Source organism: Anaerobutyricum hallii DSM 3353 (assembly GCF_000173975.1).
GTDB lineage: Bacteria > Bacillota > Clostridia > Lachnospirales > Lachnospiraceae > Anaerobutyricum > Anaerobutyricum hallii.
The window spans coordinates 1-22,879 of record NZ_ACEP01000035.1; the positions used below are offsets into that span (position 1 = coordinate 1).

A 22,879-nucleotide genomic window follows, 5' to 3' on the forward strand; every position below is an offset into this window, starting at 1 on the left:
TCTATCACTGCGGGTTGAATATTCGCTTAAAGGCTCATATTCAATCCTCGCTCTAAGGCCACAAATATAGGTTCTCTTCTTTTTTAGGGTGCTGTCTTTGGCTGGTGGAGACAAATCAGAATTCATGTTGGAAGATTTGGGGATTCTTCAGAAGGTTGTTTTTTTATTTTGTGGGATTCTCATTTTATCTCGTATATATAGGTAGAAGCAGTGATGGCTTCAATAAAGATTATCTTAGAAAGGATGAGTAAAATGAGAAAGACAGAAAGAAATTTTACAAACAAGGTTTTAGAAAGTAAGCGAGGAGATGTACAGGCAGTAAAGAGTAAAATCAAAAGCTCCGTAATGGCAGTAGCTTTTTTGTTTGCTGCAACGATGCCGCTTACTATGGCTGTTTCATCGAGAAATGTGCAGGCTGCTGTCACTCAGCAAAAGCAGATTCAGACTGTAAATCAGAAAGTAAAAACAAATACGTCAAAAGCAATCAAAACGATAACTCCTAAAAAAGTAACATCAGCAACTATGATAAAGGCATATAAAAAATATTTAAGGAAAAATGTAAGTAATAAAAAATATTATGCCATCGTAAATATTGGGGACAATAATGCCCCTGTACTTTTAAGAGGAACACAAGGAGCAGGAAACGATAAAACGGGCAGACATTACACAGGATGCCAGATTTATTATTATAAAAATGGCAAAGTAGTAAAGATGGATACATTTAAAGATGGAGGCAGATGGCTTTTACTTTCAAAAAAAGATGGACAGAATTACCTTACAAACGGCGGTTCAGATTTCTCTATCCGAATTTGTGTTAAAAATGGAAACTTATACAGATATCAATATTATAACAATCATAACTGGAAAAAGAATCCTGAAAATAAATGGGCAACATTCATTGTAAAAATGAACGGTAAAGTTATTAAAAATATGGGATATTTGGATGGGACATTATACAGAAGACATACTGGTTATTATACTTATTTAAAGAATCCAGAAATCAGCTTTACAAAGAATGTGAAATAACTTCTGCTTGTTCCTATTTTACAAATTTATTGGGGATTTGGAAATGGGAGCAGGAAGAATAGGAAATCTGTTTTTACTTCAGTAGCCAAAGAACAGCCTCCAGAAAGAGAAATAAGCTATATTTGTGGCCTGGGAGCAAAGGTTGGATGTGAGTGGTTAAGCGAACATTCAACCTGCAGCGACGAAAGTCACAAATATAGCTTATTTCTCTTTCTGGAGGCGTCTCCTTTGTTGCATAAGTCAAAATTTTTCTTGTATTTCCTGCAAAATAGGGTTAGAATAAAATCGTATATGTTTAAATATATGATGATGTTAAATCTGGAGGTTAATAAATAATGAAGATTATTATGTTAGGCGCTCCTGGCGCAGGTAAAGGAACTCAGGCAAAGAAACTTTCAGAGAAATATGGTATTCCTCATATTTCCACAGGTGATATTTTCCGTGCTAATATTAAGAACAATACAGAACTCGGACAGAAAGCAAAAGGATACATGGATGCAGGACAGCTTGTACCAGACGAACTGGTTGTTGACCTTGTAGTAGATCGTATCAAAGAAAAGGACTGCTTTAAAGGATTTATCCTTGATGGTTTTCCACGTACTATTCCACAGGCAGAAGCTCTTGACTATGCACTGAACAATCAGAATGAGAAGATTGATTATGCAATCAACGTAGATGTTCCTGATGAGAATATCATCAATAGAATGGGCGGAAGAAGAGCCTGTGTTGGTTGTGGTGCTACATATCACGTAGTAAATATGCCACCTAAGAAAGAGGGTATCTGTGACCATTGCGGAGAAAAGTTAGTTCTTCGTGAAGATGATAAGCCAGAAACCGTTAAGAAGAGATTACAGGTTTATCATGACCAGACAAAGCCTTTAATTGAGTACTATGATAAGAAAGGTTCTCTTTTAACAGTAGACGGAACTTTAGATATCAATGTAGTATTTGAAAAGATTACAGAGGTTCTTGGATAGAGTGTGTTTGAAATGAAAAGGGCTGTCGCGGTATCACTCTTATAGTGCGATAGCCTTTTTTATTATAAAGTATTATAAATGAGAGGGTGTCTCATGGAGCATACAGGAATAAAACCAAAAGTAATAGAAGAGATACGAACTTTTGCAAGAAAATATAATATAGATAAGGTTATATTATTTGGGTCAAGAGCCAGAGGTGACTACAGACGTACCAGTGATATTGATTTGGCTGTTGTAGGTGGTGACTTTGCAAGATTTGCTCTGGATGTTGATGAAGAAACATCAACATTATTAGAATATGATATTGTTGATATGAGCAGGGAAATGCAGGATGAGCTGCGACAGTCTATTATGCGGGAAGGGAAGATTTTATATGAAAAAGTATGAGAATTTTTGTTCGGCTTTGTGTAATATGAAAGAAATTTATAAATATGACCCACCGTATGATACGGTTATTTTAACAGGTCTGGTTGGCTTGTTTGAAGTATGTTTTGAACAGTCATGGAAAATGATGAAAGAAATTCTGGAATCACATGGGTATGAGGAGGGAGCAACCGGTTCTCCTAAAATTATTTTAAAAACAGCTTATAAAGCAGGTATGATTAAAGATGAGGAACTGTGGCTTCGTGCTTTACAAGAAAGAAATAATGTGGCACATTCTTATAATGAAAGAATTGCATTAGGTATTGTTATGCGGGCAAAAGAATCATTTTATGATATGTTTTGTGAGCTAAAAAAAGAGATTGATAAAAACTGGATATAGGAGAAAACAATGGCAATTACAATAAAGAACGAGCATGAGATAGCATTGATGCGTGAGTCAGGACGTTTACTGGCATTGGTTCACGAGGAAATGCGTAAGGAATTAAAAGAGGGGATGACAACAAAGGATATTGATCAGATTTGTGAGACAATGATCAGAGACTTTGGCTGCATTCCTAATTTTTTGAATTATCAGGGATTTCCGGCTTCTGTATGTGTGTCGATTAACGATGAGGTTGTTCATGGAATTCCTTCTAAAAAAAGATATATTCAGAATGGAGATATCGTGAGTCTTGATGCAGGGCTTATTTATAAAGGATATCATTCTGATGCAGCAAGAACACATGGTGTTGGAGAAATCAGTCCGGAAGCACAGAGGATTATTGATGTTACAAGACAATCTTTCTTTGAAGGTATTAAGTTTGCAAAACCTGGCAATCATTTAGTTGATATTGCAAGAGGTGTGCAGACCTATGCAGAGAGCAATGGGTATTCTGTTGTCCGTGACCTGACAGGGCATGGTATTGGAACCCATCTTCATGAGGCACCGGAGATTCCGAACTTTGTTCAGAGAAGAAGAGGGGCAAAGATGCAGAAGGGCATGGCGCTTGCTATTGAGCCGATGATTAATGAAGGAACTTATGATGTTTACTGGCTTGATAATGACTGGACAGTAGCAACGGCAGATGGAAAGCTTTCTGCTCATTATGAGAATACGATTGCGATTACTGATGATGGATGCGAGATTCTTACGATGCTGCCAGAAGAGAAAGAGGCACTTGGAGTATTATAAAAACGATACAGCCATGAATAATAAACAAAAAGAAAAGTAATTTTTTATAAATTTTTACTTGGTAATGGAGAAGATTTATGCTAGAATATAAATTAGGTTATTTTGCCACATCCCTTTGTGGTCATGATAAAGGAAAAGTTTACATGATTGTAAAGCAGGAGGGTGAGATGATTGGGTTATCTGATGGGGGAAGAAGAACCATTGATAATCCGAAGTGGAAAAAGAAGAAACATATTCAGATGATACGCTCTGAGAGAATGGCAGAAGCTTTTCCATCCCTGATTTCTTCGGAGGATGCCAATCAGAGGATCTGTGATGAGATCGCTGGAATGGAAGGGCGTAAAGTAAGAAAGCAGGAGGATTAAATATGTCAAAATCAGATGTTATTGAAGTTGAAGGAAAGGTAGTAGAGAAGCTCCCTAATGCTATGTTTAAGGTAGAGCTTGAGAATGGTCATCAGGTACTGGGACACATCAGCGGAAAGTTACGTATGAACTTCATTAAGATTTTACCAGGCGATAAAGTGACAATTGAACTTTCCCCATACGATTTAACAAAAGGCAGAATTATCTGGAGAGATAAATAGATTAAAAGGTTTTGTACGATTTGACTGAAGAATGGCTGGAATTCTGTCGTTTTTCGGAAGATTTGTGCTTGCTTTTAATATAGAAAGATGATATAATAATTGCCGAACGTTTTGGAAAGGAGAGAAAATCGTGAAGGTTAGAGCATCAGTTAAGCCTATCTGCGAAAAATGCAAAGTCATTAAACGCAAAGGCGCAATCAGAATCATTTGCGAAAATCCAAAACATAAACAGAGACAGGGATAAGACCTTGCTTCCGGGTTCAGCAGAATTTGGGAGTGAAGAGTATATTCTTGATTTTGTTGTGTCATTGGTATGATATCCTTTCAATCTGAGTATTTACGTCAGATGCAAGAGAGACTATTGAGTTTTGCGGATATCATCAACTATTGCCACCGTCATGGCGATTAAGTAGTTTTACGAAAAGCGGCTGTGGTAATTATTTACCAATATTTTTTCGTAAAAGGACAGTGCGGAAAGACAGCACTGTCAGGCAGCGCGAAAGAGTTTACAGTTTGTCTGTAACGATAAGACGGTCACGCTGTAGTCCGGGAATACATTGTATTTCATGACGTTAAACAATAATATTATATTAAGGAAAACAAGACGAATCCGAACTTAAGACACGCTGATCATTTCACCGTACGCGGCAGCGATGGATTTTGTCGGATGAATATTTAGTGGAGGTGCACACATGGCTCGTATTTCAGGTGTTGATTTACCTAGAGAAAAACGTGTAGAAATCGGTCTTACTTATATTTATGGAATTGGAAGAACAAGTGCAGATCAGATTTTAAAAGCAGCAGACGTTAATCCTGACACACGTGTACGCGATTTAACTGATGACGAGGTTCGTCGTCTTAGCGATATCATCAATGCAGATTATACTGTAGAGGGTGATTTACGTCGTGAGATCGCTATGAACATCAAACGTTTACAGGAAATTGGTTGCTACAGAGGAATCCGTCATAGAAAAGGATTACCTGTTCGTGGACAGAAGACAAAGACAAACGCTAGAACACGTAAAGGTCCTAAGAAAACTGTTGCAAACAAGAAGAAATAAGTAATTTAGTGATAAGTAATATAGATTAATCCTATAGGAGGGTTTCGTCAATGGCAAAGAAAGTGACCAAAAAGGTGACGAAGAAACGTGTTAAAAAGAATGTACAGCACGGTCAGGCTCATATTCAGTCATCTTTTAATAATACAATTGTAACATTAACTGACTCTGAAGGTAACGCTCTTTCTTGGGCAAGTGCTGGAGAAATGGGCTTCAGAGGCTCCAAAAAATCTACTCCATATGCAGCACAGATGGCAGCTGAAACAGCAGCTAAAGCAGCAGTGGTACACGGATTAAAGACTGTTGAAGTTATGGTTAAAGGACCAGGTTCAGGAAGAGAAGCAGCAATTCGTGCACTTCAGGCATGTGGTCTGGAAGTAACAAGCATCAAAGACGTTACACCAGTACCTCATAACGGATGTCGTCCACCAAAACGTAGAAGAGTCTAATAGGAGGTAAGTAAGAATGGCAATTGATAGAACTCCAGTCCTGAAGAGATGCAGATCCTTAGATATGGATCCTGTATATTTAGGAGTGAATAAAAAATCAAACAGAAAGTTAGTTCGTTCCAGCAGAAAGATCAGTGAGTATGGTCTTCAGCTTCGTGAAAAACAGAAAGCAAAATTCATCTACGGTGTTTTAGAAAAACCTTTCAGAAACTACTATGCTACAGCAGAGAGAATGAAAGGACTTACAGGTCCTAACTTAATGGTTCTTCTTGAGTCCAGACTGGACAACGTAGTATTCCGTATGGGATTTGCAAGAACAAGAAAAGAAGCTAGACAGATTGTTGGACATAAGCATGTATTAGTTAACGGTAAATGCGTTAACATTCCATCTTACAGAATCAAAGCTGGTGATGTTGTAGAGATTAAAGAAAACAAAAAGACAATGCAGAGATACAAAGATATCGTAGAAGCAACTGGCGGTGTTCTTGTACCAGCATGGTTAGACGCTGACATCGAAGAGTTAAAAGGAACAGTTAAAGAACTTCCTTCCCGTGACATGATCGATGTTCCAGTTAACGAAACACTCATTGTCGAGTTATATTCTAAATAATAAATGATTCTTCAAATTGAATGCCTGCTATTACACAGGCATTCAATTGTAGTATATGGAAGCTGGTAAACTTGGAATTGATTTTCCAATTAATTACCCAAAAGGAGGGTCCCATTCGTGTTTGAATTCGAAAAACCGAGAATTGAAATAGCAGAGATTTCAGAAGACAATAAATATGGTCGTTTTGTGGTGGAACCACTGGAAAGAGGGTACGGCACAACTTTAGGTAACTCCTTAAGAAGAATCATGTTATCTTCCTTACCAGGTGCAGCAGTAAGCGCAGTGAAGATTAAAGGCGTTCTTCATGAGTTCAGCTCTATTCCTGGAGTAAAAGAAGATGTCACTGAAATAATTATGAATATTAAAGAACTGGCTATCAAGAATAACAGTTCTTCTAACGAACCAAAACGCGCTTTTATTGAGTTCAGCGGAGAGGGTGTAGTTACAGCAGCAGACATCCAGGTTGACAGTGATATTGAAATCATTAATCCGGATTTAGTTATTGCAACTTTAAGTGGCGGTGCAGACAGCCATTTTGAAGCAGAGCTGACTATCACAAAAGGCCGTGGATATGTAGGCGCTGATAAGAACAAATCGGAAGATCAGTCCATTGATGTAATTGCAGTAGATTCTATTTACACACCAGTAGAGCGTGTAAATCTTACTGTACAGAATACTCGTGTAGGTCAGATTACAGACTTTGATAAGCTGACTCTTGATGTATTTACAAATGGAACACTGGCACCGGACGAAGCAGTCAGCCTTGCTGCTAAAGTTCTGAGTGAACATCTTAACCTTTTCATCGACTTATCTGAGAATGCTCAGAAAGCAGAAGTTATGGTAGAGACAGCTCAGGATCCGGTTGATAAAGTATTAGAGATGAATATCGATGAATTAGAGTTATCTGTTCGTTCATATAACTGCTTAAAGAGAGCAGGTATCAATACTGTTGAAGAACTTACAAACAAGACACCTGAAGATATGATGAAGGTTCGTAACCTTGGACGTAAGTCTCTTGAAGAAGTATTAGCTAAATTAAAAGAATTAGGTCTTTCCTTAAACAATAGCGAAGAGTAATTCTTACCATAAACAAAGTAATATAGACCCGCTTAAGCTGAAGGTATTAGTAAGCATGGCGAAAAATAAACAGGAGGTCCATTAAAATGGCAAAATACAGAAAATTAGGAAGAACATCTAACCAGAGAAAAGCTTTATTACGTAACCAGGTTACACAGCTTTTATATCATGGAAAGATTCGTACTACAGAAGCTAAAGCTAAAGAAATCCGCAAAATCGCTGAAGGCTTAATCGCTCTTGGTGTTAAAGAAAAAGACAACTTCGAAGTTGTTAAGGTTCAGGCTAAAGTAGCTAAAAAAGACGCTGAAGGCAAGAGAGTTAAAGAAGTAGTAGATGGAAAGAAAGTAACTGTTTATGAAACAGTTGAAAAAGAAATCAAAAAAGATTTACCATCCAGACTTCATGCTAGACGTCAGATGTTAAAAGTATTATACCCTGTAACAGAAGTTCCTGTAGAAGGAAAAGGCAGAAAAGCAAACACAAAGAAAATTGATCTTGCTCAGAAGATTTTTGATGAGTACGCTCCTAAATACGCTGACCGTAACGGTGGTTACACAAGAATTGTTAAGATTGCTCAGCGTAAAGGTGATGCTGCATTAGAAGTTATTATTGAATTAGTTTAATTTTAACTTAATAAATGAAAAGCAATGGAATCGCATTTAGACATCTGTCTAAGTGCGATTTTTTTATTTAATTTATCAGGCAAGGGAGACGTCCCGAAAGAGAGAAGAGAACCTATATCTGTGGCCTTGGAGCTAGGATTGAATGCGAGCCGTTAAGCGAACATTCAACCCACAGTGATAGAGTCACAGATATAGGTTCTCTTCTCTCTTTCGGGCCTGGCTTCGTCTGTTGAATACATCGAATTAAATCAAACCAGTATCTTTTTGAGAGAAAATGGGTTATAATATTTGTTAGCTTTGTCAAACTTATGATAAAGGTGAGATGCAGTTTTACGAACAATGATTATAGTGGAGAAAAGTCAGATGAATTTAATTGACGTTAAAAATCTTTTATTTAAGTATAAAATGTATTCTGGAGAAAAAGAAGAAGTTATAGAACATACGGCGATTGACAATATTTCTCTTTCTATTAAAAAAGGAGATTTTGTGGGAATTCTCGGGCATAATGGTTCTGGAAAATCTACGCTTGCGAAGCAGCTTGCAGCATTATTAAAGCCATCGGGTGGTATTATTTACGTTGGTGGAATGGATACTGCAAAAGAAGAACAGATTTTGGATATTCGGAAGACAGCAGGGCTGGTATTTCAAAATCCTGATAATCAGTTGATAGGAAATATCGTGGAGGAAGATGTTGCATTTGGCCCGGAAAATATGGGAATTCCAGCGGAAGAGATAGAAATGAGGATTACGAAAGCATTGGCTTCTACGGGAATGACTGCTTATAGAGAAGCATCACCGGGAGCGCTTTCTGGAGGGCAGAAGCAGAAGATTGCGATATCTGGAGTTCTTGCGATGGAACCGGAATGTATTATATTTGATGAACCGACAGCAATGATTGACCCGGAAAGCCGGAAGGAACTGTTGGAAGCTATCTATGATTTAAAACGTTTGAAGAATATTACCGTTATTTATATTACACATTTTTTGCAGGAAGTCAGTCAGGCAGATTATTTATATGTAATGAGCCATGGTAAGATTACGCTTAAAGGTACACCAGAGACATTATTTAAAATACCAGAAAAATTAGTGGAAAATAATCTGGAACTGCCATTTGAAGTTGCTTTGATAGATGACTTAAGAAAAAAAAGTGTGGATGTGCCGGAAGAGATTTACACAAAGCAACAGTTACTTGAGTTTTTGAAATATCATTTTCAGAAGGACGAGTCTGATAATATAGTCTTGTCTGAGTATAAATCTGAACGGAAGACAATAAGTGAAAGTAGCAAGAGTAATGTAAAGAGTCAAGCTAAGGAAAACAGTCGATACGGAAACTGTCTTGAAAAACAATCTGATTCTTATAGTATCTCTGTAGATGATAGAAATGAAAAATTAGCTGACAATTCTTTAGGTGATCTGAACTTGGCTGATGAAACAGAAGTATCTAAGAAATCGCATGAATTAAAAGAAACATCAGATATAAAAGAAGACGCATCTAAGAATATAGATGAGCCTAAAAAAACAGAATCAACAAAAGGAATTACTCTTAAAAACATCAGTTATCAGTACAAAAAACAAGACTCCGGAGAAGAAAAATATGCCATAAAAGATATTTCACTTGCCATAGAACCTGGAGAATTTGTGGCGATTATAGGTCGTACGGGTTCAGGAAAGTCTACTTTAATTCAGCATTTTAATGGGCTTTTTCAGCCGAAAAGTGGGGACTATTTCTTCAATGGAGAAAATATCTGGGAGAAGAAATATGATTTAAAAAAGCTTCGACAGAAGGTAGCACTCTGTTTCCAGTATCCAGAATACCAGCTTTTTGAAGAAAATGTATTAAAAGATATTGCATTTGGTCCGAAGAATCTTGGCTTTGATAAAAAGGAATGTGAGGAAAAAGCCCGTCATGCGATGCAACTTGCAGGACTTTCTAATGAACTTGAAAAAGTGTCTCCATTTTCTCTTTCTGGTGGACAAAAAAGGAGAGTAGCATTAGCTGGAATTCTTGCGATGGAGCCGGAATACCTCATTTTAGATGAGCCGGTTGCCGGTATGGATGCACCGGGTAAAAAGATATTATTTGACCTCTTACATCATTTGAATAAAGAGAGAGGAATCACTATCGTACTGGTTTCACATAACATGGACGATGTGGCAGATCATGCAGACAGAGTTCTGGTGATGGAGAATGGACAGCTTAAAATGGATGGCAAAACAGAAGAAGTCTTTGTACGAAAAGATGAGTTAACAGAAATGGGACTAGGTGTTCCACAGGCAGTAGAATTTTATCTGGATTTAAAAGAAATATTAGAAGAGACAGATATTGATTTAGAAAATGCTTTTTCTCATGATATGCAATACAATCAAAAGAATCGGGAAGTATCTCAGAAGACGATAGAGTTATCCCAAGAAAACGTAGAAATAAATCAGAAAGAAACAAAAGAAAAAGGCACAGAAATGCATGAGAAAAAGATAGAAGCTTCGAATGAAAAAGCAAAAGAGTATATAAAAACAAAAAGAACAAAAAATGTAGGGATTCCATTAAATATAGATGAATTAGCAGCGTATATAGCAGGAGGCAGCTTATGATTCGGGAAATGACATTAGGACAATATTATAAAGCTGATTCCATTCTTCATAAACTTGATCCGAGGGTAAAACTTTTAGGAACATTGCTTTTTGTTATTACATTATTTTTTCCTAAAAGTTTATTAAGCCTTGGGATTGCGACAGCATTTCTTATTTTGATAGTAAAGCTTTCTAAAGTTCCAGTGTCTATGATGATTCGGGGAGTAAAGCCGCTGTTTATTATCATTTGTTTTTCAGCAATTATAAATATGATTAGTGTGAGTGGAGATATGCTTGTAAAAATTGGGCCGATAACAATCGCGAAACAGGGATTATGGATGGCATTCTATCTTGTTGTACGGTTGGTTTATCTGGTCATCGGTTCATCCGTAATGACATTTACGACAACGCCAAATCAACTTACCGATGGACTTGAAAAAGGGTTTCATTTTCTAAAAAAAGTGCATGTGCCAGTACATGAGATTGCCATGATGATGTCCATTGCTCTTCGGTTTATCCCGATTTTAACAGAAGAATTAGACAAAATCATGAAAGCACAGATGTCAAGAGGCGTTGACTTTGAAAGCGGAAATATTTTAGAGCGGGGGAAAAAGTTAATTCCTGTTTTAGTTCCCTTATTTATTGCGGCAATCAGGAGAGCATCCGACCTTGCGATGGCGATGGATGCAAGATGTTATAATGGTGGGGAAGGAAAGACCAGACTGCATCCGCTTATTTATGAAAAACGAGATTATATTGCGTATGGAATCATGTTGCTTTATGTGGTAATTATGATTTTTTGCAGTTTTATTTTAAAGAGATTTTTCTAAATAAATTATGAAATTGTAACGCACGTCTTGCAGAAAGCATTTTTCAAACAAATTTTAAGATGTAAAGTTCTTATTAAAAATTAAAGATAGAGAGAGAATGAGATTTATGAAACGATTTAAATTAGTAGTTGCCTACGATGGAACCAATTATTGTGGCTGGCAGATTCAGCCAAACGGGATAACCGTAGAAGAAGTATTAAATAAAACATTGAGCCGTTTTTTAAAAGAAGAAATACACATAATTGGAGCAAGCCGAACCGATTCAGGAGTACATTCCTTTGGAAATGTAGCAGTATTTGATTCAGAAACAACGATTCCGCCAGAAAAACTTTGTTTTGCATTAAATCCACAGCTACCAGAAGACATCCGAATTGTATCATCCGAGCAAGTACCCGGTGATTTTCATCCAAGATATTGTGATACAAGAAAAACATACGAATATCATATCCAAAATGGGAAGATTCCTCTGCCAACAGAAAGACTCTATTCCCACCTTGTCATTTTTCCACTAAATATACAGGCAATGCAGGAAGCCAGCCAATATCTTGTCGGAACCCACGACTTCAAAAGTTTTTGTGCCGCAAAAACACAGGCACAGACAACAGTGAGAACCGTAACAGGAATCGAAGTAGAAGCACATCCTCTTTCCGAAGGAGAATATCCTTCAAAGAAAGTAATCATCCGAGTGACCGGAGAAGGATTTCTCTACAATATGGTCCGCATTATTAGCGGAACCTTAATAAAAGTAGGACTGGGAGTCTATCCCCCAGAACATGTCAAACAAATCCTTGAGGCTTGCGACCGCTCACAGGCAGGAGAAACCGTTCCGGCAAAAGGATTGTTTTTAAAGAAAATTGAATATTTATAATCATTATAGCGATTGGGATCATTAAATTAAAAAATCCCACATTTTGTAGGAAAAAGGTTATTGACACACACGAAAGAGTGTTATATAATATGAAATCGTGGTATGCATATAAAATGTAATCTCAAAAGCCCCGAGATGCATTTTGTCATATACCTGCGATAGCAGGATTGATATGATGGAGGGTCCGGACAGCCAGGAAGTCATATCTGAACCGTTGATTTTTAAAGAATAAACAGGAGGAGAACTACTCATGAAAAGTTTTATGGCTAGCCCATCTACCATCACAAGAGACTGGTATGTAGTTGATGCTACAGGACATACATTAGGACGTCTTGCATCAGAAGTTGCAAGTGTTTTAAGAGGAAAGAACAAACCTATTTTCACACCTCATATGGATTGCGGTGACTATGTAATCATCGTTAACGCTGACAAGATCAAAGTATCTGGTAAGAAGTTAGATCAGAAGATTTACTATCATCACAGCGACTATGTTGGTGGAATGAAAGAAACAACATTAAGAGAAAAATTAAACAAGAAACCAGAAGAAGTTATCGAACTTGCCGTAAAAGGTATGCTTCCTAAAGGACCTCTTGGAAGACAGATGTATACAAAGCTTTTCGTATACGCTGGACCTGATCACAAACATGCTGCACAGCAGCCTAAGGAATTAGCAATCTAGTATTAATTTAAGGAGGAAAAGTAAGTGGCTACTACAAGATATTACGGAACTGGTAGAAGAAAAAGCAGTGTTGCAAGAGTATATCTCGTACCAGGAACAGGTAAAGTAACAATCAATAAAAAAGACATGGATGAATATTTTGGATATGACACATTAAAAGTAATCGCTCGTCAGCCATTAGAATTAACATCCACAGCAGATAAATTTGACGTATTAGTTAACGTACACGGTGGCGGATACACAGGACAGGCTGGTGCTATCAGACACGGTATTGCAAGAGCATTACTTGAAGCTGACCCAGAATTCCGTCCAGCATTAAAGAAAGCTGGATACTTAACTCGTGACCCACGTATGAAAGAAAGAAAGAAATACGGTCTCAAGAAAGCTCGTAGAGCACCTCAGTTCAGCAAACGTTAATTTCGTTTACCCGAACTACAAATTTCAAACAGCAGCAACGACCTCTCAGGGGAGCAATCCTTTGGGAGGTTTTTTTGTAGAATGTGCACTCGTAATCTCTTGCACCTGCCGTTGTGGATAATTTTCCGTCAGATTCACATAAATTTCATCAACCTATGTTCCGCGTACGCCTCAAAAATTTGTGTACAACTGACGAAAAATTTTCTCGCAAAAACAAGCACAAAAATACTCCGATACTACATTCAGCAGGAATTGGATAAGCTTTAGTTTATTATAGTTTGAAAGTACAGTTGGTTGAGATGAGTTTAGAAAGTTGGAGAGAGTTTGATTGACGAGAGCGTCTTGTTATAGTAAAGTCATTATAGTAAATTTGATAATAAATAGAATTTTAAGGAGAATTTATGAGTATTTTAAATGTAGAGCATTTAACCCACGGTTTTGGAGACAGAGCGATATTTAACGATGTTTCTTTTCGACTGTTAAAAGGAGAACACATCGGTCTTGTCGGTGCAAATGGCGAAGGAAAGTCCACATTTATGAGCATTGTTACCGGGAAAATGATGCCGGATGAGGGAAAAGTAGAGTGGGCGAAAAATGTAAATGTCGGTTATCTTGATCAGCATGCAGTATTAGAGGCTGGAATGACGATTCAGGATGCATTAAAATCTGCCTTTGATCCTTTATTACAAAAAGAAGAGCGAATGAATGAAATTTGTGATATGCTCGGTACTGCTGATGAAAAAGAAATGGAAATTCTCATGGAAGAACTCGGCATGATTCAGGATGAGCTTACTTTGCATGATTTTTATACTATTGATGCAAAGGTAGAAGAGGTTGCAAGAGCATTAGGACTTTTAGATCTTGGTTTAGACCGTGATGTTACAGATTTGAGTGGCGGACAGAGAACAAAAGTACTTCTGGGAAAGCTTTTATTAGAAAAGCCAGATATTCTTTTGTTAGATGAGCCTACCAATTATCTTGATGAGGAACATATCGCCTGGCTTAAAAGATACCTTCTTGACTATGAAAACGCATTTATCTTAATATCTCACGACATTCCATTTTTAAATGAAGTTGTAAATATCATTTATCATATGGAGAATCAGGAACTGAACCGTTATGTCGGGGATTACGACCATTTCCAGGAAGTCTATGCGGTAAAGAAAGCACAGCTTGAAGCGGCATATCGCCGTCAACAGCAGGAAATCAATGAATTAAAAGATTTCGTTGCGAGAAATAAAGCTCGCGTTTCCACAAGAAATATGGCAATGTCCCGTCAGAAAAAACTTGATAAAATGGACCTTATCGAATTAGCCGCAGAAAAGCCGAAGCCAGAATTTAATTTCCGTTACGGCCGTACTCCAGGGAAAATGCTCTTTGAAACAAAGAAACTTGTAATTGGTTATGATGAGCCATTATCAAAACCTTTAGATTTTTATATGGAAAGAGGACAGAAAATCGCCTTAATTGGAACAAACGGAATTGGAAAAACAACATTATTAAAAAGTTTACTCGGACTAATCCCACCTCTTTCAGGAAGCTGCGAACAGGGCGAAAATCTTCAGATTGGCTACTTTGAACAGGAAGTAAAAGGCGAGAATCCCAATAGCTGTATCGAAGAAATCTGGGAAGAATTTCCTGGATTTACCCAGTACGAAGTACGTTCCGCCCTTGCAAAATGTGGCCTTACCACAAAACATATTGAAAGCAAAGTTCGTGTATTAAGCGGAGGAGAACAGGCTAAAGTCCGTCTCTGTAAACTCATCAATAGAGACACCAATGTACTTTTGTTAGATGAGCCTACGAACCATCTTGACGTTGATGCAAAGGATGAATTAAAACGTGCTTTGCTCGATTATCGGGGAAGTGTCTTACTCATCTGCCATGAACCAGAGTTCTATAAAGACGTGGTGAATGAAGTTTGGGACATGAGCAAATGGACCACGAAGATTTTGTAAACTCCTGATTTGCCGCAGGCAAAGGAGACGCTTCCAAAGAGAGCCGATACCCTATATTTGTGACTTTAGTCGCTGCAGGTTGAATGTTCGCTTAACCGCTTACATCCAACCTTTGCTCCGAGGCCACAAATATAGGGTATCGGCTCTCTTTGGAAGCTGTTTGTTGGCTGCCCATGCAAATTCAGAATTTATTTTGAGAAAGATTTGAGGGAGGCCTCAGACAGTTGTGACCTTACAGGGAGTTGGCTAGAGTGTGTTTGTGAAAAATATTTTTTGAACTGATTTGAGATTTTATCTGTTTTTTATAAAATGCTAGAAAGGATATTTTTATGTCACTGATCGTATTAAAAAAGATTATTGAGATGTTCATCATATTACTTGTAGGTGTAATCATCTATAAAGCAAAGATTATTAATGATGTCAGTACAAAACATCTCTCGAATGTATTATTATTGCTGGTTTCTCCGCTGTTGATTATCCAGTCGTATCAAATTGATTTTAACAGAGAACTTTTGCAAGGTTTAATATGGGCGTTTGCTGCATCATTTCTTACGTTTTTGTTTATGATTGTTGCATCGGAGTTTCTATGCCACGGGGATAGGAATCGAAGTCCAGTGGAGAAGATTGCAGTGTCTTATTCGAATTCTGGATTTATTGGTATTCCTTTAATTAGTGGAGTCCTTGGAGATAAGGGCGTTTTTTATATGACGGCATATATCACAGTTTTTAATCTTTTACTTTGGACACATGGTATTATTTTAATGGGAGATAACGATGGATTAAAGGGAGCATGGAAAAACTTTTTAAGTCCGGCGATTCTTTCAATTGTGATAGGAATCATACTATTTTTATTTCAACTTCGCCTGCCGCAGTTCATTGAAAATCCATTAGAAATGATTGCTTCAATGAATACGCCCCTTGGAATGATTGTCGCGGGAGCAAATCTCGCACAGGGAAATATTTTAAAGAGCCTAAAGAACAAAAGATTATACTATTTGAGCTTTATAAAGCTTATTGTATATCCATTGGCAGGACTCGTTGTTTTATGGCTGCTGCCACTTGAGTTTGAGGTGGCATTTACAGTATTTATTGCATTGGCATGTCCGGCGGGGGCATCCGTGATTATGTTTGCACAACGATATGACAGAGATGCATATTATGCGTCGGAGATATTTGTTATTACAACCTTGCTGTCAGCGGTGACTATACCATTATTATCAGTAGTGGCAGTGAGCTTGTTAAGTTAAACAGATTTTTCACTTTAAGAGAGAATAGCGGCCTTGAAAAGTTTTGATAATTTTGATAAGTAAGTTGAAAATATTTTTTGAAAGTGATGCATAAAAATGCAGAAAAACGTATACATATTGAATAAAATGTGCTAAGATGGACAAAGCTGATTATTAGAAAAGTTGGAGAGTACAATGAAAATAGGAAAAAGACCGGCACGCATATTATTATATGAACAGGTTGTAGAAGATTTATGTTTATTAATTGACCGGGGGGATTTTGAACCGGGAGATCAGCTTCCTTCAGAAAGAGAACTTATTGAGAAGCTGAATGTCAGTCGGAATGTATTAAGAGAGGCATTTCATGTATTAGAAAGCCGTGGTGTTATCGTATCACATCAGGGAAAGGGACGTTTTTTGAGAGAAAGCCCAATTTCCGGGAAAGAGAAACGGTATGACAGTCTGAGTAAGAATCTGGAGTGCTATTCGATGATTGAGGCTTATGAAGTAAGACAGGCCTTAGAGGAAAAGGCGGTGGAGCTGATTATAAAGAACGCATCGGAGAAAGATATTGATGAACTAGAAGAGGCACTGCAGCATTTAAGAAAGAAGTATGAGGAGACGGGAAGAACTTCTGGAGAGTTTGAACTGCACAGATTGTATGCGGCAAAGACGGGAAGTACTTTTATGACCCAGACTTTGGAGATCGTTTTGAATGCGATTTTTGATATGATGTACGGGAAGTTTACAGATGTATTAGATGCAACTTCTGCAGAGGCCGAGTTAGAATCCCATGGAATGATTATTCAGGCAATACGGGAGCGGGATGTGGAAAAGGCAAGAAAGCTTATGGATGAGCATTTGATTACAAGTATGAATATGTTTCAGTAATGAGATTTGAATTTCATTGCAATCGTAGATGTTGGAGATTGTGTCCTGTCTTCTGAAGGAGGAGGTATGGAGTCCTTTTAGAAGAGGGAACAGTTTCCAGTAAATTTTTTTAATAATTAGTGGGTGACCAAGTAATCAAGTGAGCTAATATAACTGAAAAAGTTAAGAAAAAAATAGAAGAAGAAAGAAAGGAAAAAACATGGGAGATATAAGATGGCCGGACGGAAAGAAATGTGCGGTAATGTTTACTTTTGATGTGGATGGAGATACCACATGGGAGAATGGAAACAGGGGACTGAAAAATGGAGAGAAATACATTAAGTCTTTATCGGTAGGGCAGTATGGTCCGAAGAGATGTGTGGATAGAATTCTTCAGAAGTTAGATCAGTATGGCGTAAAGGCAACATTTTTTGTGCCAGGTCTTACTGCTGAAAGATATCCGGAGGTCATTAAAAGAATTGCGGAGCAGGGACATGAGATAGGACACCATGGCTATGCACACGAAAGATTTGCCGGAAAGACAACAGAAGAACAGATAGAAATTATAGAAAAAACGCAAAAAATATTTAAAGATTTAATTGGACATGAAGTAACTGGTTTTCGAACTCCTTCTGGTGACTGGGCAAAAAATACTCCAAAATTATTATATGAGAGAGGTTTCCGATATTCTAGTTCCATGCGAGGCGATGACCGCCCATATCGTACAGTCATTGATGGAGAAGAGACAGATTTTATAGAGATTCCGACCAAGTGGGAAGTGGATGATTATGTGGCAATGGCCTATCATATGTATCCAGCAGAACCGGCAGGACAGGACAGAATTTCAAGTTATCGTTTAGTGGAAGATAATTTTATGAGAGAATTCAAAGGACATTACAGAGAAGGCCTTTGTATTTCCTATATGAATCATCCGCAGGTGATTGGATGTCCAGGAAAGATTCAGATTCTTGACCATTTGTTAAAATATATTACATCCAAGGAAGATGTGTGGGTAGCAACAGGAACGGAGATTGCCGACTGGTATCGAAAGCAGTCAGAGAAGTAGATAGGAGGATATAATGAATTTAGAAAAAACGAAGTGGCCGGATGGAAAGAAATGTGCAGCTATGCTTACCATTAATCTGAATGCAGAATTATTCTGGCTTCAGATTGATCCAAGCTGCAAAGATATGCCAAAGACCCTTTCTCTTGGCCAGTATGGAATGACAAGAGGAGTAGATCGAATTCTTTCGATATTAAAAGAAAGAGGAATTAAGGCCACCTTTTTCACACCAGGCTGGGTTGCAGAACAGTATCCTGATAAATTAAAAAGGATAAAAGAAGAAGGACATGAGATTGCTTCTCTTGCCTACAAACATGAAAATATGGCATTATTGACAGAAGAAGAGCAGGAAGAAGCAATGAAAAAGGGTATAGAGGCAATTCAGAATGTATGCGGTGTTACTCCTGTCGGTTTCCGTGCGCCAGAAGGGGAACTTACCTTAGATACTCTCCGAATTGCAAAGAAATATGGAATGCATTATTCCAGTAATCTCTGTGATGATGACCGTCCATATCAGAAAGATCTTGAAAATGGGGAAACGCTTCTGGAGATTCCAATTCATTGGGATAATTATGATCTGCCATACTTTGCATTTAATTATCATCCGGCATTTCCAAAGGGACAGGGAAGAATTGCAAATTATACGGGTGTTATTAATAACTGGAAAGATGAATTTTACGGATGCTATGAATATGGTTTATGTTACGTTTTACAGCTTGACCCGGCAGCTATTGGTGCACCAGGAAGAATCGGTCTTTTAGAAGAACTGTTGGATTATATTGATGAATTTGATTCTGTCTGGTGGACATCTGGTGAAGAAATGTATCAATATTACCAAAATAAATAAGAAATAAGGAAACACGAACGAAAAAAGAAAGGAAAGAAAAATACATGCACTGACCAACGCTTTAAAAATAATTAATGCCTTTTTTGCAAACATCGTACCAATCGGGGATATTTTGTGGACATTTCCACAGAATTTTTCATGGTATGCGAACATCCCGATTATTGGAAGTATTCCATTTGCCATCTACCTGTTACTTGGAATGGGAATTTATTTTTCCATAAGAACAAAGTTTGTTCAGTTCCGTTACTTTAAAAGAGGTATTCAGGTTTTAACAAAGAAAAAGAAAGATACTACTGGAGTAAGTCCATTAGCCGCATTTATGTTAAGTGCCGCAATGCGTGTCGGTCCGGGAAATATTATCGGAGTAACCGGAGCTATTTCTTTAGGCGGTCCCGGGGCAATGTTTTGGATGTGGATTTCTGCATTACTTGGAATGGCAAGCTCCTTCGTAGAAGCAACCCTTGCACAGATATTTAAAGAAAAAGATGGAGATGAATATGTAGGCGGTCTGCCTTATTACGGACAGAAACTTGCTGGAAATAAAAAAGGTGTCGGAATTGCCTTAGCTATTTTGTTTATCATTTATGCAATGCTTAGTATCCCTATTCAGACATTCCATGTATTTACAGCAGCAGGAACGGCAATCGCATCGGTTACTGGAGTAAGCACAGATCGAACTTCTCCCTTATATTATGCATTGGCCATTATCCTTATCATTGGAATTGCTATCGCAGTATTTGGAGGAATCAAAAGAGTAACAGCAGTAACAGACAGAATGGTACCAGTGATGGCTGTTTTATATGCCACTGTCATTGTTGGATTATTTATTGCAAATATTCACTTATTCCCTGCATTTATTCAGGCAGTAGTCATTGGAGCATTTAAACCGGATGCTATTTTCGGTGGAGCCTTCGGTACGGTATTAGCACAGGGAATCAAACGAGGATTACTGTCAAATGAAGCCGGACAGGGAACCATCACAATGTCAGCCGCGATTTCTGAACAGGATCATCCAGTAGAACAGGGATTTGTACAGTCTATCGGTGTATTCCTTGATACAATCATTATTTGTACATTAAGCGGATTTATCGTATGTGGCGCACATATTTGGACTAACTCCGCTTACAACTGGGAAGTTTTAAAAGATTCAAAAATTGATGTATTCCTTTCCTCTTTAAAAGAAATGATTCCAGGAACAGCCGCAGATGGAGCAGTCTCTTTATTTATCTGCATCTGTTATGGACTATTTGCATTTACCTCATTGCTCGGGCTGGTATCCTTTGCTTCTATCGCAGGAACAAGAATCACAAAGAGCAAAGCATTTACAAACTTTGTACGTGCATTAGGCGCTTTAATTTTTGTGCCACTTGGAACCCTTTGCGTTTTAGCAGGTCTAGAGCTGGATAACATCTGGTATGTCAGCGACTTGATTAATATTGCCCTTGTATTTGCCAATGCCCCGATTATTTTGTATGGTGGAAAATATGTTTACCGGGCATTGAAGGATTATGTAGATAACGATGGAAAACGATTTGTCGCAAAGAATATTGGGGTGGAAAGCGATATATGGAAGGATGAATAACTATTTAATTCATTAAGAGACAGACGCCCTCGAAGAGATAAGATATCCTATATTTGTGACTTTAGTCGCGGCGGTTTAAATACTCGCTTTATGCGCTCGCATCTAAACCTTGCTCCGAGGTCACAAATATAGGATATCTTATCTCTTCGAGGGCTGTCTTTGGCTAGATTTTGTTTGAATCAAATAGTGGTTACGGGGATTTGAGGGAGAGAGTAGAAATTTTCTGCTTGCTCTGAAATTATTGTGAACAGATGCTTTGCATTTAAATTGAAGTTATAAAGGTTGAAAAGGGAAATTGAAGATTATTTCTTGCTCCGATATAATATAGTCAAGTCAAATCATCCCCCTATTCCCAGTTATTCTCGAGTAAGCAGAAGACATCAGCTTCTGTCCCCAAATTCCCTCATCCTGTTTAATTCACCTTCTCCAGCCACAGCACAGAAGCCAGTGAACTTCATAAGCCATATTTGTGGTCTCGGAGCAAGTGTTGGATGCGAGCGAATAGAGCGAACATTCAACGCGCCGCGACTAAAAGCACAAATATGGCTTATGAAGTTCACTGGCTTCGTCTGTAGTTCGCTTAATGAATTAAATAGTAAAATAGTGTATTATAGGAAATAGAATATTTTATTTTAAGAAAGAAGGGCGAATCATGAAATACATAATCATCGGAGCAGGTGGAACAGGAGGAATACTTGGATTCTACATGACAAAGGCAGGAAAAGACGTAACACTGATCGCAAGAAATGCACATTTAGAAGCTATGCAAAAGCAGGGACTTTCTGTTGAAAAAATGTGGATAAACGAGACGGAAACAATGCCTGTCGGTGCAGAAAGTATGGAATCTTATGAAGCAAAAGGAGAAAAAGCAGATGTAATCCTCGTTTGTGTTAAAAAATATTCTCTCGATTCCTGTATTCCATTTATTCAAAACATTTCCCATAAAAATACGATAGTTGTTCCGGTATTAAATGTTTATGGAACGGGCGCATATCTTCAGGAGAAACTTCCAAAGGTTCTTGTGACGGATGGATGTATCTACGTTTCTGCTAATATTAAACAGGCAGGAGTATTATTGCAGCATGGAGAAATATTAAGAGTATTTTTCGGTGTAAGGGAAAAGGAAGATTTGAAGAAATTAAATGGACAGTTGGATGGTGAATATAAAGCAGAAAGATTATTGAAAAAGATTGCACAAGATTTTAAAGACAGTGGAATTGATGGCATTTTGTCAGATAATATAAAACGGGATGCATTGACTAAGTTTTCCTATGTGTCTCCAATCGGAACCGCAGGACTTTACTTGCATGCTGTTGCAGGAGATTTCCAACGAGAAGGAGAAGCCAGGGAACTTTTTAAGACATTAATTCGAGAAATTGTTACACTAGCTAACGCAATGGGAATTACTTTCGAAGAAGACCTTGTAGAACGTAATTTAAAGATCCTTTCTAATTTGCCGAAAGAAGCAACGACATCTATGCAAAGAGATGTTATGGAAGGAAAACAGTCGGAGATAGACGGGTTGGTATATGAAGTTGTTCGGATGGCAGAAAAGTATGGAGCGGAAGTGCCGGCATATAGGAGAGCGGCAGAGAAGTTTCGGGAGATGGAGGTGAAGTAGTATAGAAAATGACATAGCTTAGTTGACAGATTGGAATATATACAGTATCATTAATTAACGCAATGCGTTTTGTGGTTGAATGGAGAGAGGTTGTGGGTAGAGGAAGAGAAATAAAAGAACTGCGAGAAAAAATGGGAATGAACCGCAGAGAATTCAGTGATTACTATGGAATACCATATCGTACGGTTCAGGACTGGGAAGCAGAAAAACGCCAATTGCCAGACTATCTGTTACGTTTGATTAAATATCGAGCAGAGATGGAGGGAATGGTGAAAAAAGATAAGTCGTAAGACTTATTTTTTTGCCATTTAATTAACGCAATGCGTTATAATTGTTGAGCTTAATGTTATAATTTGAAGACGAATGGTGGTATAGTATCTTTAGTCAAA

At 37.8% G+C, this 22,879-nt stretch carries 26 protein-coding genes; all 26 read left to right on the forward strand.

The window, feature by feature from the left end; translation table 11 throughout:
• Positions 1-252: 252 nt before the first annotated feature.
• The 26 genes from EUBHAL_RS02810 to EUBHAL_RS02930 all read left to right on the forward strand — a co-directional run bounded on the left by EUBHAL_RS02810 (position 253) and on the right by EUBHAL_RS02930 (position 22,780).
• Positions 253-1,026 (forward strand): hypothetical protein, encoded by a 774-nt coding sequence (locus tag EUBHAL_RS02810; RefSeq protein ID WP_044921679.1) that lies wholly within the window; start codon positions 253-255, stop codon positions 1,024-1,026.
• Between the two features lie 335 nt (positions 1,027-1,361).
• Positions 1,362-2,003 carry an adenylate kinase gene (locus EUBHAL_RS02815; protein WP_005344609.1) on the forward strand — a complete coding sequence of 214 codons (642 nt, stop codon included), beginning with the start codon at positions 1,362-1,364 and terminating at the stop codon, positions 2,001-2,003.
• 93 nt (positions 2,004-2,096) lie between these two features.
• Positions 2,097-2,390, forward strand: coding sequence for a nucleotidyltransferase family protein (locus EUBHAL_RS02820; protein WP_021908069.1), 294 nt, complete (start codon positions 2,097-2,099; stop codon positions 2,388-2,390).
• A complete protein-coding gene (locus EUBHAL_RS02825; RefSeq protein ID WP_005344617.1) occupies positions 2,377-2,766 on the forward strand; it encodes an HI0074 family nucleotidyltransferase substrate-binding subunit in 390 nt (129 codons plus the stop codon). Before EUBHAL_RS02820 ends, EUBHAL_RS02825 begins: the two co-directional genes overlap by 14 nt.
• Before the next feature lie 9 nt (positions 2,767-2,775).
• Positions 2,776-3,558: a type I methionyl aminopeptidase gene (gene map, locus EUBHAL_RS02830; RefSeq protein WP_005344618.1), complete on the forward strand. Its 783-nt coding sequence runs from the start codon at positions 2,776-2,778 to the stop codon at positions 3,556-3,558.
• A 77-nt stretch (positions 3,559-3,635) separates the two neighbouring features.
• Complete coding sequence (locus EUBHAL_RS02835) at positions 3,636-3,923, forward strand: KOW domain-containing RNA-binding protein (RefSeq protein ID WP_005344619.1); 288 nt, start codon at positions 3,636-3,638, stop codon at positions 3,921-3,923.
• A 2-nt stretch (positions 3,924-3,925) separates the two neighbouring features.
• Positions 3,926-4,144, forward strand: a complete 219-nt coding sequence (infA, locus tag EUBHAL_RS02840) for a translation initiation factor IF-1 (protein ID WP_005344620.1) — start codon at positions 3,926-3,928, stop codon at positions 4,142-4,144.
• Between the two features lie 130 nt (positions 4,145-4,274).
• Positions 4,275-4,388: a 50S ribosomal protein L36 gene (gene rpmJ / locus EUBHAL_RS15160; protein WP_081452247.1), complete on the forward strand. Its 114-nt coding sequence runs from the start codon at positions 4,275-4,277 to the stop codon at positions 4,386-4,388.
• 448 nt (positions 4,389-4,836) lie between these two features.
• Entirely contained in the window at positions 4,837-5,205 is a 369-nt protein-coding gene (gene rpsM / locus EUBHAL_RS02845) for a 30S ribosomal protein S13 (RefSeq protein ID WP_005344621.1), read from the forward strand.
• Between the two features lie 50 nt (positions 5,206-5,255).
• The gene (gene rpsK / locus EUBHAL_RS02850; protein ID WP_005344623.1) at positions 5,256-5,651 is read left to right on the forward strand and encodes a 30S ribosomal protein S11; all 396 of its coding nucleotides are present in this window, start codon (positions 5,256-5,258) and stop codon (positions 5,649-5,651) included.
• A 16-nt stretch (positions 5,652-5,667) separates the two neighbouring features.
• Positions 5,668-6,261: a 30S ribosomal protein S4 gene (gene rpsD / locus EUBHAL_RS02855; protein WP_005344625.1), complete on the forward strand. Its 594-nt coding sequence runs from the start codon at positions 5,668-5,670 to the stop codon at positions 6,259-6,261.
• A gap of 117 nt (positions 6,262-6,378) precedes the next feature.
• Positions 6,379-7,338, forward strand: a complete 960-nt coding sequence (locus EUBHAL_RS02860) for a DNA-directed RNA polymerase subunit alpha (protein ID WP_005344627.1) — start codon at positions 6,379-6,381, stop codon at positions 7,336-7,338.
• A gap of 86 nt (positions 7,339-7,424) precedes the next feature.
• On the forward strand, positions 7,425-7,961 hold the full coding sequence (locus EUBHAL_RS02865) for a bL17 family ribosomal protein (protein WP_005344630.1): 537 nt from the start codon (positions 7,425-7,427) through the stop codon (positions 7,959-7,961).
• A 363-nt stretch (positions 7,962-8,324) separates the two neighbouring features.
• Complete coding sequence (locus tag EUBHAL_RS14650; RefSeq protein ID WP_049940622.1) at positions 8,325-10,550, forward strand: energy-coupling factor transporter ATPase; 2,226 nt, start codon at positions 8,325-8,327, stop codon at positions 10,548-10,550.
• The gene (locus EUBHAL_RS02875; RefSeq protein ID WP_005344634.1) at positions 10,547-11,359 is read left to right on the forward strand and encodes an energy-coupling factor transporter transmembrane component T family protein; all 813 of its coding nucleotides are present in this window, start codon (positions 10,547-10,549) and stop codon (positions 11,357-11,359) included. Before EUBHAL_RS14650 ends, EUBHAL_RS02875 begins: the two co-directional genes overlap by 4 nt.
• 106 nt (positions 11,360-11,465) lie before the next feature.
• Positions 11,466-12,227 carry a tRNA pseudouridine(38-40) synthase TruA gene (gene truA / locus EUBHAL_RS02880; RefSeq protein ID WP_022169427.1) on the forward strand — a complete coding sequence of 254 codons (762 nt, stop codon included), beginning with the start codon at positions 11,466-11,468 and terminating at the stop codon, positions 12,225-12,227.
• Positions 12,228-12,477: 250 nt separating this feature from the next.
• Complete coding sequence (gene rplM / locus EUBHAL_RS02885) at positions 12,478-12,906, forward strand: 50S ribosomal protein L13 (RefSeq protein ID WP_005344638.1); 429 nt, start codon at positions 12,478-12,480, stop codon at positions 12,904-12,906.
• A 24-nt stretch (positions 12,907-12,930) separates the two neighbouring features.
• Positions 12,931-13,323, forward strand: a complete 393-nt coding sequence (rpsI, locus tag EUBHAL_RS02890) for a 30S ribosomal protein S9 (RefSeq protein WP_005344640.1) — start codon at positions 12,931-12,933, stop codon at positions 13,321-13,323.
• A gap of 401 nt (positions 13,324-13,724) precedes the next feature.
• The gene (locus EUBHAL_RS02895) at positions 13,725-15,281 is read left to right on the forward strand and encodes an ABC-F family ATP-binding cassette domain-containing protein (RefSeq protein ID WP_005344643.1); all 1,557 of its coding nucleotides are present in this window, start codon (positions 13,725-13,727) and stop codon (positions 15,279-15,281) included.
• A gap of 329 nt (positions 15,282-15,610) precedes the next feature.
• Positions 15,611-16,528 (forward strand): AEC family transporter, encoded by a 918-nt coding sequence (locus tag EUBHAL_RS02900; protein WP_005344645.1) that lies wholly within the window; start codon positions 15,611-15,613, stop codon positions 16,526-16,528.
• Positions 16,529-16,702: 174 nt separating this feature from the next.
• Positions 16,703-17,398, forward strand: a complete 696-nt coding sequence (locus tag EUBHAL_RS02905; protein ID WP_005344647.1) for a FadR/GntR family transcriptional regulator — start codon at positions 16,703-16,705, stop codon at positions 17,396-17,398.
• 199 nt (positions 17,399-17,597) lie between these two features.
• Positions 17,598-18,443, forward strand: coding sequence for a polysaccharide deacetylase family protein (locus tag EUBHAL_RS02910; RefSeq protein ID WP_005344649.1), 846 nt, complete (start codon positions 17,598-17,600; stop codon positions 18,441-18,443).
• A gap of 13 nt (positions 18,444-18,456) precedes the next feature.
• The gene (locus EUBHAL_RS02915) at positions 18,457-19,287 is read left to right on the forward strand and encodes a polysaccharide deacetylase family protein (protein ID WP_005344650.1); all 831 of its coding nucleotides are present in this window, start codon (positions 18,457-18,459) and stop codon (positions 19,285-19,287) included.
• 112 nt (positions 19,288-19,399) lie between these two features.
• A complete protein-coding gene (locus EUBHAL_RS02920) occupies positions 19,400-20,869 on the forward strand; it encodes an alanine/glycine:cation symporter family protein (protein ID WP_005344652.1) in 1,470 nt (489 codons plus the stop codon).
• Positions 20,870-21,521: 652 nt separating this feature from the next.
• Complete coding sequence (locus EUBHAL_RS02925) at positions 21,522-22,490, forward strand: ketopantoate reductase family protein (RefSeq protein ID WP_005344654.1); 969 nt, start codon at positions 21,522-21,524, stop codon at positions 22,488-22,490.
• Positions 22,491-22,552: 62 nt separating this feature from the next.
• On the forward strand, positions 22,553-22,780 hold the full coding sequence (locus EUBHAL_RS02930) for a helix-turn-helix domain-containing protein (protein ID WP_005344655.1): 228 nt from the start codon (positions 22,553-22,555) through the stop codon (positions 22,778-22,780).
• Positions 22,781-22,879 lie beyond the last annotated feature (99 nt).

What these genes read in the sequence shown, in the direction of transcription:
- rpsM (WP_005344621.1), top strand. Translation starts at nt 4,837, where the DNA reads ATGGCTCGTATTTCAGGTGTTGATTTACCTAGAGAAAAACGTGTAGAA.
- infA (WP_005344620.1), top strand. Translation starts at nt 3,926, where the DNA reads ATGTCAAAATCAGATGTTATTGAAGTTGAAGGAAAGGTAGTAGAGAAG.
- EUBHAL_RS02905 (WP_005344647.1), top strand. Translation starts at nt 16,703, where the DNA reads ATGAAAATAGGAAAAAGACCGGCACGCATATTATTATATGAACAGGTT.
- EUBHAL_RS02865 (WP_005344630.1), top strand. Translation starts at nt 7,425, where the DNA reads ATGGCAAAATACAGAAAATTAGGAAGAACATCTAACCAGAGAAAAGCT.
- EUBHAL_RS02820 (WP_021908069.1), top strand. Translation starts at nt 2,097, where the DNA reads ATGGAGCATACAGGAATAAAACCAAAAGTAATAGAAGAGATACGAACT.
- truA (WP_022169427.1), top strand. Translation starts at nt 11,466, where the DNA reads ATGAAACGATTTAAATTAGTAGTTGCCTACGATGGAACCAATTATTGT.
- EUBHAL_RS02925 (WP_005344654.1), top strand. Translation starts at nt 21,522, where the DNA reads ATGAAATACATAATCATCGGAGCAGGTGGAACAGGAGGAATACTTGGA.
- EUBHAL_RS02910 (WP_005344649.1), top strand. Translation starts at nt 17,598, where the DNA reads ATGGGAGATATAAGATGGCCGGACGGAAAGAAATGTGCGGTAATGTTT.
- rpsD (WP_005344625.1), top strand. Translation starts at nt 5,668, where the DNA reads ATGGCAATTGATAGAACTCCAGTCCTGAAGAGATGCAGATCCTTAGAT.
- EUBHAL_RS02930 (WP_005344655.1), top strand. Translation starts at nt 22,553, where the DNA reads ATGCGTTTTGTGGTTGAATGGAGAGAGGTTGTGGGTAGAGGAAGAGAA.
- EUBHAL_RS02875 (WP_005344634.1), top strand. Translation starts at nt 10,547, where the DNA reads ATGATTCGGGAAATGACATTAGGACAATATTATAAAGCTGATTCCATT.
- EUBHAL_RS02835 (WP_005344619.1), top strand. Translation starts at nt 3,636, where the DNA reads ATGCTAGAATATAAATTAGGTTATTTTGCCACATCCCTTTGTGGTCAT.
- rpsK (WP_005344623.1), top strand. Translation starts at nt 5,256, where the DNA reads ATGGCAAAGAAAGTGACCAAAAAGGTGACGAAGAAACGTGTTAAAAAG.
- EUBHAL_RS02915 (WP_005344650.1), top strand. Translation starts at nt 18,457, where the DNA reads ATGAATTTAGAAAAAACGAAGTGGCCGGATGGAAAGAAATGTGCAGCT.
- EUBHAL_RS02810 (WP_044921679.1), top strand. Translation starts at nt 253, where the DNA reads ATGAGAAAGACAGAAAGAAATTTTACAAACAAGGTTTTAGAAAGTAAG.
- EUBHAL_RS02895 (WP_005344643.1), top strand. Translation starts at nt 13,725, where the DNA reads ATGAGTATTTTAAATGTAGAGCATTTAACCCACGGTTTTGGAGACAGA.
- EUBHAL_RS02825 (WP_005344617.1), top strand. Translation starts at nt 2,377, where the DNA reads ATGAAAAAGTATGAGAATTTTTGTTCGGCTTTGTGTAATATGAAAGAA.
- map (WP_005344618.1), top strand. Translation starts at nt 2,776, where the DNA reads ATGGCAATTACAATAAAGAACGAGCATGAGATAGCATTGATGCGTGAG.
- EUBHAL_RS02815 (WP_005344609.1), top strand. Translation starts at nt 1,362, where the DNA reads ATGAAGATTATTATGTTAGGCGCTCCTGGCGCAGGTAAAGGAACTCAG.
- EUBHAL_RS02900 (WP_005344645.1), top strand. Translation starts at nt 15,611, where the DNA reads ATGTCACTGATCGTATTAAAAAAGATTATTGAGATGTTCATCATATTA.
- EUBHAL_RS14650 (WP_049940622.1), top strand. Translation starts at nt 8,325, where the DNA reads ATGAATTTAATTGACGTTAAAAATCTTTTATTTAAGTATAAAATGTAT.
- rplM (WP_005344638.1), top strand. Translation starts at nt 12,478, where the DNA reads ATGAAAAGTTTTATGGCTAGCCCATCTACCATCACAAGAGACTGGTAT.